10 protein-coding genes and 1 rRNA gene are annotated in these 10,046 nt (G+C 49.8%); 7 read left to right on the top strand and 4 right to left on the bottom strand.

Annotation, left to right across the window (positions count from 1 at the left end; all coding sequences use genetic code 11):
* The first annotated feature begins 43 nt into the window (after window positions 1–43).
* The 4 genes from ELY33_RS08175 (at window position 44) to ELY33_RS08190 (ending at window position 3,901) form a co-directional block, all read left to right on the top strand.
* Window positions 44–1,087 carry a type I glyceraldehyde-3-phosphate dehydrogenase gene (locus ELY33_RS08175; protein ID WP_126946587.1) on the top strand — a complete coding sequence of 348 codons (1,044 nt, stop codon included), beginning with the start codon at window positions 44–46 and terminating at the stop codon, window positions 1,085–1,087.
* A gap of 48 nt (window positions 1,088–1,135) precedes the next feature.
* Entirely contained in the window at window positions 1,136–2,305 is a 1,170-nt protein-coding gene (locus ELY33_RS08180; protein WP_126946590.1) for a phosphoglycerate kinase, read from the top strand.
* 65 nt (window positions 2,306–2,370) lie between these two features.
* A complete protein-coding gene (fba, locus tag ELY33_RS08185; RefSeq protein WP_126946593.1) occupies window positions 2,371–3,435 on the top strand; it encodes a class II fructose-bisphosphate aldolase in 1,065 nt (354 codons plus the stop codon).
* A gap of 121 nt (window positions 3,436–3,556) precedes the next feature.
* Complete coding sequence (locus ELY33_RS08190) at window positions 3,557–3,901, top strand: hypothetical protein (protein WP_244208585.1); 345 nt, start codon at window positions 3,557–3,559, stop codon at window positions 3,899–3,901.
* A gap of 3 nt (window positions 3,902–3,904) precedes the next feature.
* Here ELY33_RS08190 and ELY33_RS08195 read toward each other — a convergent pair whose 3' ends face one another.
* Entirely contained in the window at window positions 3,905–4,240 is a 336-nt protein-coding gene (locus ELY33_RS08195; RefSeq protein WP_126946596.1) for a hypothetical protein, read from the bottom strand.
* A gap of 248 nt (window positions 4,241–4,488) precedes the next feature.
* Between ELY33_RS08195 and ELY33_RS08200 the strand changes: the two genes are divergently transcribed.
* The 3 genes from ELY33_RS08200 to ELY33_RS08210 are packed head-to-tail and all read left to right on the top strand — an operon-like array spanning window position 4,489 to window position 6,531.
* Window positions 4,489–5,187: an HAD family hydrolase gene (locus tag ELY33_RS08200; RefSeq protein WP_126946599.1), complete on the top strand. Its 699-nt coding sequence runs from the start codon at window positions 4,489–4,491 to the stop codon at window positions 5,185–5,187.
* Window positions 5,188–5,189: 2 nt separating this feature from the next.
* Window positions 5,190–5,564 carry a translation initiation factor Sui1 gene (locus tag ELY33_RS08205; protein ID WP_126946602.1) on the top strand — a complete coding sequence of 125 codons (375 nt, stop codon included), beginning with the start codon at window positions 5,190–5,192 and terminating at the stop codon, window positions 5,562–5,564.
* A gap of 58 nt (window positions 5,565–5,622) precedes the next feature.
* Window positions 5,623–6,531 carry a nuclease-related domain-containing protein gene (locus ELY33_RS08210; protein WP_126946605.1) on the top strand — a complete coding sequence of 303 codons (909 nt, stop codon included), beginning with the start codon at window positions 5,623–5,625 and terminating at the stop codon, window positions 6,529–6,531.
* Between the two features lie 4 nt (window positions 6,532–6,535).
* Here the strand turns inward: ELY33_RS08210 and ELY33_RS08215 are convergent, their stop codons facing one another.
* The 3 genes from ELY33_RS08215 to rrf form a co-directional block, all read right to left on the bottom strand.
* Complete coding sequence (locus tag ELY33_RS08215) at window positions 6,536–7,879, bottom strand: deoxyguanosinetriphosphate triphosphohydrolase (protein ID WP_126946608.1); 1,344 nt, start codon at window positions 7,877–7,879, stop codon at window positions 6,536–6,538.
* A 128-nt stretch (window positions 7,880–8,007) separates the two neighbouring features.
* The gene (locus ELY33_RS08220) at window positions 8,008–9,471 is read right to left on the bottom strand and encodes a class I SAM-dependent methyltransferase (protein ID WP_244208586.1); all 1,464 of its coding nucleotides are present in this window, start codon (window positions 9,469–9,471) and stop codon (window positions 8,008–8,010) included.
* A gap of 429 nt (window positions 9,472–9,900) precedes the next feature.
* Window positions 9,901–10,016: ribosomal RNA gene (gene rrf / locus ELY33_RS08225) — 5S ribosomal RNA — on the bottom strand.
* Window positions 10,017–10,046 lie beyond the last annotated feature (30 nt).

Below are 10,046 nucleotides of genomic sequence, written 5' to 3' on the forward strand. Positions count from 1 at the left end.
ATACGCTATCATCGAGCCACTTTTTTGAGAACCGCTTCGCGACATGGCTAACGCAAACTCGACATATCGAATTGCCATTAATGGTTACGGCCGCATTGGTCAATGCGTGTTAAGAGCACTGGTTGAGCGTAACCACCCAGAAATTGAAGTGGTCGCCATCAATGAGCTATCTGATCTTGCGACGATCACTTACCTTACTCGCTACGATACGACCCATGGACGCTTTCCTGGCGAAGTAGACAATGACGGTGAATGCCTCCTGATCAATGGCCAGCGCATACACGTTCTTTGCGAGCGTGATCCGCATGCGCTGCCCTGGGCAGCGTTAGACATTGATCTAGTATTGGAGTGCTCTGGTAGTTTCAAGGATCGTGCAACAGCTGAGCAACATTTAACCGCTGGCGCTAAGCGCCTGCTGTTTTCTCAGCCCGCCGAAAGCGATGTGGATACAACGATTGTGTGGGGCATCAACGAACATGAAATTACCCTCTCGCACCGCATTCTTTCCGCAGCCTCTTGCACCACCAACTGCCTCGTTCCGTTACTCACTGTACTAGACGAAGCGCTGGGACTTGAGCACGGCGTTACCACCACCATTCACTCGGCCATGAACGACCAGCCCGTCATTGATGCCTATCATCAAACGGATCTACGTTTAACACGCTCTGCCATGCAGTCAATTGTACCCGTTGATACTGGGCTAGCTGTTGGAATCAGCCGTTTAATGCCTAGCCTGACCGGTCGTTTTGAATGCCTGCACGTGCGCGTGCCCACCATTAATGTCTCTGCTATGGATGCCGCATTGACGGTGCGCCACGATACATGTGCCGAGCACGTTAACGCCTTACTGCGTAGTGCTAGCCAGCAGCGCTTAGCGGGCGTACTTGGCTATACCGAAGCCCCCATGGCATCGATAGATTTTAATCATGACCCACGCTCTGGCATCCTAGACGCCACACAAACACGAGTGGCAGGAAAACGCTTAATTAAGCTGCTGTGTTGGTTCGACAATGAATGGGGCTTTGCCAATCGTATGCTCGATATCACTCAACGGTTGGCATCGCTTTCCGCAAGCAGCACTCGCTAGACCTGCACTACGTCTTTTTATCTGCTTGAACACGAGGAAACCGCTCACATGAACGTGCAAAAAATGACCGACCTGCCCCTGGAAGGGCAGCGCGTGCTGATTCGTGAAGATCTTAACGTGCCGATCAAACATGGCCGCGTTTCCAGTGACGCCCGCCTGCGCGCGGCGCTGCCAACGATTGAGGCAGCGGCTCAAGCAGGTGCGAAGGTGATGCTAATGAGTCACTTAGGCCGCCCTACTGAAGGCGAGCCAGCAGAAGAATTTTCGCTCGCGCCCGTTGCAGAGCGTTTAGGCGAGTTGCTTAACCGCTCCGTTACGCTGATCAGCGATTATCTCGATACAGCGCCAACGGTAGCCAATGGCGACGTTGTACTGCTGGAAAACGTCCGTTTTAACATCGGCGAGAAAAAAGACGACGAGCAGCTTTCCAAGCAATACGCAGCGCTATGTGACGTGTTTGTAATGGATGCTTTCGGTACTGCTCACCGTGCGCAGGCTTCTACTCACGGCGTTGCTCGTTTCGCACCACAGGCATGCGCAGGCCCCCTCCTTGCTCAAGAACTCGATGCCCTTGAAAAGGCATTGGCAAACCCGGCGAGACCTATGACAGCCATTGTAGGCGGTTCAAAAGTATCTACTAAATTAGATGTGCTTACGGCTCTTTCCGACAAGTGCGACCAACTGATTGTTGGCGGTGGCATCGCCAACACGTTTATTGCGGCGGCAGGCTATAATGTGGGCAAATCGCTCTTTGAGGCAGATTTAATCGGCCAGGCAAAAGCACTTATGGAGAAAGTTGCCATTCCGCTACCGACAGACGTCGTCGTCGCCACCGAATTTTCTGAATCGGCAACAGCTGTTGTCAAACCGGTTGATCAAGTCGCTGATAACGAAATGATTTTGGATATTGGTCCCGACACGGCTAGTCACTTAGCCAGCCTACTAAAAAATGCAGGCACTATTTTGTGGAATGGCCCAGTAGGTGTCTTTGAAATTGATCAGTTTGGCAAAGGAACCGAAGTGCTTTCCCAGGCCATCGCCGAGAGCAGCGCTTTCTCTATCGCTGGAGGCGGTGATACGTTAGCAGCGATTGATAAATATGCCATTGCTGACCGCGTGTCCTATATCTCTACTGGCGGTGGCGCATTTCTTGAGTATGTTGAAGGCAAGCAGTTACCTGCCGTCGCCGCACTCGAAGCTGCCGCACAGCGCGGTTAAAAACGTAAATCAAAACGGCACGCTCACTGCCCCGTATACACAGACAACCCAATTAAGGTGACCCCATGGCTTTGATCAGCATGCGCCAAATGCTCGACCACGCAGCCGAATATGGCTACGGTATTCCGGCATTCAACGTTAATAACCTTGAGCAGATGCGCGCCATCATGGAAGCTGCTGACGCCACTGACTCCCCGGTTATCGTGCAAGCCTCTGCTGGCGCGCGAAAATACGCCGGCGCCCCCTTCCTGCGCCACCTGATCCTGGCGGCAGTTGAAGAATTTCCGCATATTCCCGTCGTGATGCATCAAGACCACGGTACCAGCCCTGCCGTTTGCCAGCGCTCCATCCAACTCGGCTTCTCCTCGGTCATGATGGACGGCTCTTTGGGTGAAGACGGTAAAACCCCAATGGACTACGACTACAACGTCGATGTCACTCGTCGTGCAGTCGAAATGGCGCATGCCTGCGGTGTTTCCGTAGAAGGCGAACTTGGCTGTCTGGGCAGTTTAGAGACGGGTATGGCTGGTGAAGAAGACGGCATTGGTGCCGAGGGCAAACTGGATATCGAACAGATGCTCACCAATCCAGAAGAAGCCGCTGAATTTGTCAAAGCGACTCAAGTAGATGCGCTGGCGATCGCCATTGGTACCAGCCATGGCGCTTATAAATTCACTAAGCCGCCCACTGGCGACACCCTATCAATCCAGCGCATTAAAGAGATTCATGCGCGCATTCCCGATACGCATTTAGTGATGCACGGATCATCGTCCGTGCCACAAGAATGGCTGGAAGTGATTAACCAGTATGGCGGTCAAATCCCGGAAACTTACGGTGTCCCGGTTGAAGAGATCATTGAAGGCATCAAGCACGGTGTCCGTAAAGTAAACATCGATACCGATTTGCGCCTTGCCTCTACGGGGGCAGTTCGTCGCTTTATGGCCCAGAACCCTTCCGAATTTGATCCACGCAAGTTTCTGAAAGAAACCGTAACGGCGATGCGCGATCTGTGTATCGCACGCTATGAAGCCTTCGGTACTGCTGGTAATGCAAGCAAAATCAAGCCCGTTAACTTGGAAGTAATGTTCCAGCGCTACGAGCGTGGGGAGCTAAACCCTAAAGTGAAGTGATCTTCTTTTGCAGCATTCCCAATAAGGCGGCCTAGTGGCCGCCTTGTTTTATTGCAACGCAGCATAAATATGCTAATACTAAGGAGGTCGTTCATTATTCTCTCAATAGGTAGCATTCCCTATGACGCATTTTTCTATGGCCACATCGACAGCACCGTTTGCCATGTTTGATATGTGGAAAGCGGGTTCGATGGCTTTTGAACTGTGGAGTTCATCGCTGTCGACTATCGCTATGCGCCAGCAAATGTGGCAAACGCAGCCATTTTACAGTCCTTCCATGATGCGCGAAAACCAGCGAATGGTGACCGAGAAAATGGAGGCCAGCATTGAGGCTGGCCTTGTCATGCAAAAAGCAGTACTAAGCGCAATGGGTGGCCACTACGCTCCTTGGTGGATCACCAGTCAAAAGACCATGAAACCCTATCATCGTCGTAGTAGCGCTAATTCGCGACGCTTATCACGCTAGAAGCTACTCATTATCGTCAGCGCTCTGCTCACCTTCACCGCTTTCGATTGCATCTTCAGCACTACCGGTACCTCCAGTGCCTCCCTCAATATCTTCCTCGGTGTTTTCTTCATTATTACTGTTGTTACTTTCGGCGTCGCTGGTTTGCTCAGCCTCGCTGGAAGCAGGTTCATCGCGCTGAAGTGCTCCTGCCTTGATACCGTATTTCTCTTCTAATGCAGCATCATCTAATGCTCCTTGCTGCGTATCATTTGAATCAGACGTTTCGGCTAACGCTTGTCCTGCCATCATCAGGGAAGTGCAAAAAGCAATTGAAAACGCGTAGTGGGTAAATCGCATCGGGGTTTTCCTTTTTTGTGGTTATCACAGCTTAGTCCAAACACGCCCTGGAATCGGCGCTGGTACTTTAAAAGCCACGCCTACCGTCAACAATAGGCTCTTCACTCTATCACTCACTAGGGCATCCTGAGATAAACCTATAAAAAATTATCAAACACTGTTCACAAAGAGCAGAAAATCTCGTTCAATAGCGGTATGGTCGGCTTAAACTAACACGGGTAGCGCACAAGACGCTGCAAGGAATGAAAATGCCGCTTCCTCTTTTGCTGTTTGACTGTGATGGCACCCTCGTTGATAGCGAGCCACTTCTAGCTGAAGAAATGGCTATCGGTCTCAATTCGGTGGGACTACCTTTTAAATCCACTGATTACCTCGGAGAGTTTCGAGGCGCCCGCTTTCGAAAAATTGCCGCAGAGTTACAGCAACGTTATGGTAATGTCGATGAAGATCAACTAGCTAGCATGGAACATTCGATGCGAACCAGCCTAGCTAATCGGTTAACAAGCGAGCTGAAGGCGATTCCTGGAGCGCATGAATCCCTTGAGGTACTGCATGATTACCCAAGCGCGGTTGTGTCCAATGGTCCTGAAAGTAAAATCCATATGGCTTTACAAGCGACCGGCCTAGCCGCTTACTTTGGTAAACGTCTGTTCAGCGGCTATACCGCTAATTGCTGGAAACCAGAGCCCTGTCTTCACCTTCATGCAGCTAGTATCATGGGGTTCAAAGCAAGCGACTGTATTGCCATTGATGACGCACTCGTTGGCGTAAGAGCAGCTCTGCAAGCTGGCATGACCGTCATTCACTTGAACCGCTACCCAGATGCTGAAACGACGCCTGAGGGCGCTATTATGATCAGCAACATGTACCAGCTGCCCGCCGTCGTTGAGCGCCTTACTCATGAGAATTGGCCGATGCCAGTGCCTCAACATTCAATAGAGAAATAAGTATGGCTTCATTACGTGACCAGCTCGGTGGCCTTGTATATTCAACAGAACAAGGCAAAACTTGCCCAAGCTGCCGCGAGTCTATCGACGACTGCTGTTGTGAAGATACCAGCGAGCAAGCACGCATTGCTAATTTAGATGGAATTGTGCGAATCCGGCGTGAAACGAGTGGCCGTAAGGGAAAAGGAGTGACCACTATTAGTGGTATTCCGCTTCCCAATGCAGAGCTAAAGACGCTTGCTAAGACATTGAAGAAACGCTGCGGCACCGGTGGTGCAGTAAAAGATGGCATCATCGAGATACAAGGAGATCACCGGGAAACGCTGCAGCAGGCATTAACATCGTTAGGCTACCAAGTTAAATTAGCAGGTGGCTGACACACCTCTGTGATAGTGCTCTGCTTTTAGGCAAAGCGCTAAAGGGCAAGGCACTGCAATGAATTGGTTAGAATACCTGCTACCACTCATTTTCCTGTTTCCCATGGCCGCTATGGGTGGCATTGTCTTGGCGCTGCGTAGCCTCCACGACGCGCGCGTTCAGTCTCCCTTTAACGTTCCGTTACGTGAACCAGGTCAAGCTCTTCGTCATCGCCTAGATCAAGCATTTTCTAGTCTATTTTTAAACGGTGCGCTCGGCCCTATTATCAGCCTAGCCCCACTCGTATACGGCATGGGACGTATGTTGTTTGTGGAAAAGCAAGACTGGGTGGAATGGGCATTATATGGCCTACTTAGCACACTGTTGGTGCTTGCGTTTTCACTGCTACTTATCCGCGATTATCAGCGTATCCGCCGACTTAAGCTCGGTTTAGCCTGCGAGCTAGCCGTGGGTCAAGAACTGGAGCGCATGGTGAGGCCAGAAGCCCACCCCTACTTTGTATTTCACGATGTCCCCACCGATAGCTTTACGATTGACCATGTGGTCGTCACACCACACGGCGTCTTCGTAGTGGAAACACGTGCACGAACATTAGCGATTGGAAGCGATGGAAAAGAACTGAACAGCGTAGCCGTTGAGCGTGAGCGGCTGCGTTTTCCTCACTGGCAGGAACGCCGCCCTCTTCATAAAACACGTCAGGGCGTTAGTTGGCTGACCCAATGGCTTGAACGCCGCTGTGGTGTTCCTGTTCCTGTGCGAGGCGTATTGGTTTTACCGGGATGGCAAGTTGATACTAGCGAAGCAGCTCCCGATATATTAGTTGTTAACGGCGAGCAGCTGGCCCGTCAGCTAGCCGAGCTCACCCCGGGGCAGATGAGCGATGCCATACACGATAAGGTAATACATATACTCATTGAGCGTGCACGACTTATGGAGCTTAAACACCTTCGTCAGCCCTCCGTATAAAACGCTAGTTACCCCGCAGTCGCCCACCCATTTCTTGCGCAAGGTCGACGGCGTAGTGGTCGGTCATTCCACCAATAAAATCCAGCATGCGCCGATAACTATCGTAGAGCGTCCAGGACTGTAATGGAGTGTTCTCGCCAATCAACGCCAGCACGCGCTGGTGCTTAAACGAGCTATGCCCAGTGTGGTGCAGCTCGTTGGCAGCACCAATAAATGCTTCTAACAAAATCCCCAGCGTTGTATAGGCACCAATTTCCAGTTTGGCCTTACGCTCATTTTGAAAAATGCGCTCACGGGCTAACTGCTTTGCCGCTTGAACGCCCCACCCCAGGTCAGGATGGCACAGCTCTAATAAATCCTGGCCTAATGTTCCACTGAGCAACGCTTGCTCATGCTGCACAAAGACATCGCCCACATCATTAACCGCGCGCTCCATAGCAGCACCGCGCAGTAACGCAATTCGACGCCGCTGAGACACTTTTCGCCTCTCCATCTCAGCATATTCTGGAGGAAATTCACCCGCTATCTGACGCAGTATTTCAACCACTTCCTCATAGCGAAGAATGCCCATCTCCAACCCATCTTCTAAATCAAGCAGGGCATAGCAAATATCGTCAGCCGCTTCGACAAGCCAAGCCAACGGGTGGCGGCACCAACGATGTTCTCCTTGGGGAAGAAGCCCGACAGCATCAGCCACTTCTTTCAGTAGCGCCTGCTCCGACTGGTAGCAGCCGAACTTACCAGCGCGCCCGCTGTAGCGTACCGTCCAGGGATATTTAAGTAGAGTACCCAACGTAGCGGCAGATAATCGCATACCACCATTAAACTGGTTGTACTCAATTTGTGTAATAACACGGAAGCCCTGAGCATTACCTTCGTACGTTAGTAAATCGTCACGCTCTGCATCAGACAACCCATCTAGCAAGCCACTTTTTTGAGCACGCCGAAACCAATCACGAATCGCATATTCACCGGCATGGCCAAAAGGGGGGTTGCCAATATCATGTCCTAAGCACGCTGTTTGGACGATCACTCCTAAATCAGCAGGTGTAATCCAGTTAGGCAGACGATCCTTTAGCAGTTCACCCACAATCATACCTAGCGAGCGACCAACGCAGCCAACTTCCAGAGAGTGGGTCAAACGGGTGTGGATATGATCATTTTCAGTCAGCGGATGCACCTGTGTTTTCCGACCCAAACGCCGAAAGGAACCCGAGAAAACAATACGGTCATGATCTTTATGAAAAGGGCTTCGCCCTATTTCATGGGTGGCTTCACGCACACTGCCAGCGCGTTTATCGTGAAGGCGTTGGGGAGATAATAATTGGTCCCACTGCATCTGTGTCATAGCGTTCCTCCGTGAGAGCAACATTTTGACATAAATCCAAACAAGTTAATCGTCTTCAACCACAAGACATGTGTGCAGCGGCGACCTTCGCTACACACATGTTATATAACAGTGGCACATGCTGCTGATTAGATAATTTTCAACGCTCGGTAGAGGGGTAATCGCTCGTCTAGAAAGATGCCGGCCTGACGCTCAAGTTCAGCCAAATTTTCATTCTCGTCTGAAATCGGCTTACCCTCTTTAAGTAAGCATTTGTTTTGAGATGCCAGAATTCGCCATGCAAAAACGGCTAACGTTTTGGCATCAGTCTCTCCCTCTAGCGTGGCAAGAAGGAAAAATTGGTGGAAGAGCGAAACGGCGATGCCACCACCCGTCACCGGGCTTGCTAGATAGCTCAGCTCAGTTGTGCTTCTTGATTGACTCATTAAAAAGCGATTGAGTCGATCCGTTTTGGGCGCTGATTTGGAAATAATATCGTCCGATTGGGCAGGCAAAATAACACCCTTAGCTGCCAATATCGCGATTGCACTGTTCATTGCAGAACGCCCTACCCCCTTCGCTTTTGCAACTTGCCAAAGTTCTGCTATTGAGACAGGTTGGTAGGATGAGAGCGCATCAAGCAACGGCGTGTAAATATTGCTAGGCAAGTCAAAATTACCCAATCGTCCTGCGATTTTTAGCTGCACCTCTTTACGTGGCACACCCATCATCACACGAAGTTCATCTAACATCTCATTTTTATCAAGCTCGCTTAAACGGCGCGCGCCTTTCACCCAGTAATCAGTACGGAATTGACGATTCTCACAAAAATCACGTACCGATTGGCGAAATAAAGAGTTAGGAATATTATTAATTAAAGCCTGCTGATCATTGGTTAACTGAATACTTTCAATGGCATCTGCGTATCGTGCACTGCAAGCCCACTCCATCTTTGCAGGTTCTAACCAACGAGCCATTTTAGCAAATGCCATCGGCTCCCAATCGCGGTTAAAGTATTCATGGGCCACGTAGTTTTTATTGCCTTGCTTGATTTTCGCTAAGCGATCTTTGATTTGGGGATTAGCACTACAGTACTCTGGATTCACTGCAACCAGCTTCTCAGCAAAAGCAATGGCGTCATCAATACGTGAAATAGTGCCAGCACCCTGTGCGCTCATAATATCAGCATGCTCCGCTAGCAAATCACGCATTGGCACCATCGCTGCCCAACCCGGTTGAGTGTTATAGCTAATATATAACACACCTCCCACTTTCAATTTTCTCCGAATGAAGTCCACGATTACTGAGCGGTTTTCATCTGAAATCCAACTCCATATGCCGTGAAGACCGATATAGTCGAATTCAGGTAGATCGTCACGCTGGCAAAATTCATCAAATGCATCATCATGTAGTTTTGCGCTAGCACCACTAATAGATGACAACTCCTGAGCGAATGCCGCTTGATGTGGATTAAAATCAGTCCCAAACCAATTAATTTGTGAAGCAGCCGCATGAATATTGGTGCTGATACCCTGACCAAAACCTAGTTCACAGGCATTGATAACGTTTGGCGGCCGAATACCGGCATTGATAAACCCTAGTGCGATTCGCAAAGGATTAAGCTCAGCGTAATACCCATAGGTATAATTAATATCCGCTACGTACCCAGACGTCCAATCCGACATAACACCTGCTCCTAAGCAATGGCGTATTATTTAATTTTTAAGCGCAGTCATCGATGGTCATTTGCCACCAGAATCTAAAAAGCAGATAGGAAAACCATCTATCTCTGACGCAAAATTCTGTGACAAAAGCCCTGATACAAACGCTATTAATAGAGCCTTGATAGTGAGGTATTTGATTCATTGGGTCTACTGAAGAGATAGCGACAAGTTTTAAGGATTGTTACGTACTCATCAGCTACATATCGGAATAAATTAGTAATCGTATTTTGCTACTTGTTAAATGGCTTTTTCCAAGCCACTTTTTTTAACCAAAAAAAACCCCCAAGGCGTAAGCCTTGGGGGTTTTTTCGAATAGGTGCCTGACGATGACCTACTCTCGCATGGGGAGACCCCACACTACCATCGGCGCGAAGCGGTTTCACTGCTGAGTTCGGCATGGGATCAGGTGGTTCACGCTTGCTATGGTCGTCAGGCGTAACAGGTACTGTATATCATGCTGGGTA

The organism is Vreelandella andesensis, from assembly GCF_003989795.1.
GTDB lineage: Bacteria > Pseudomonadota > Gammaproteobacteria > Pseudomonadales > Halomonadaceae > Vreelandella > Vreelandella andesensis.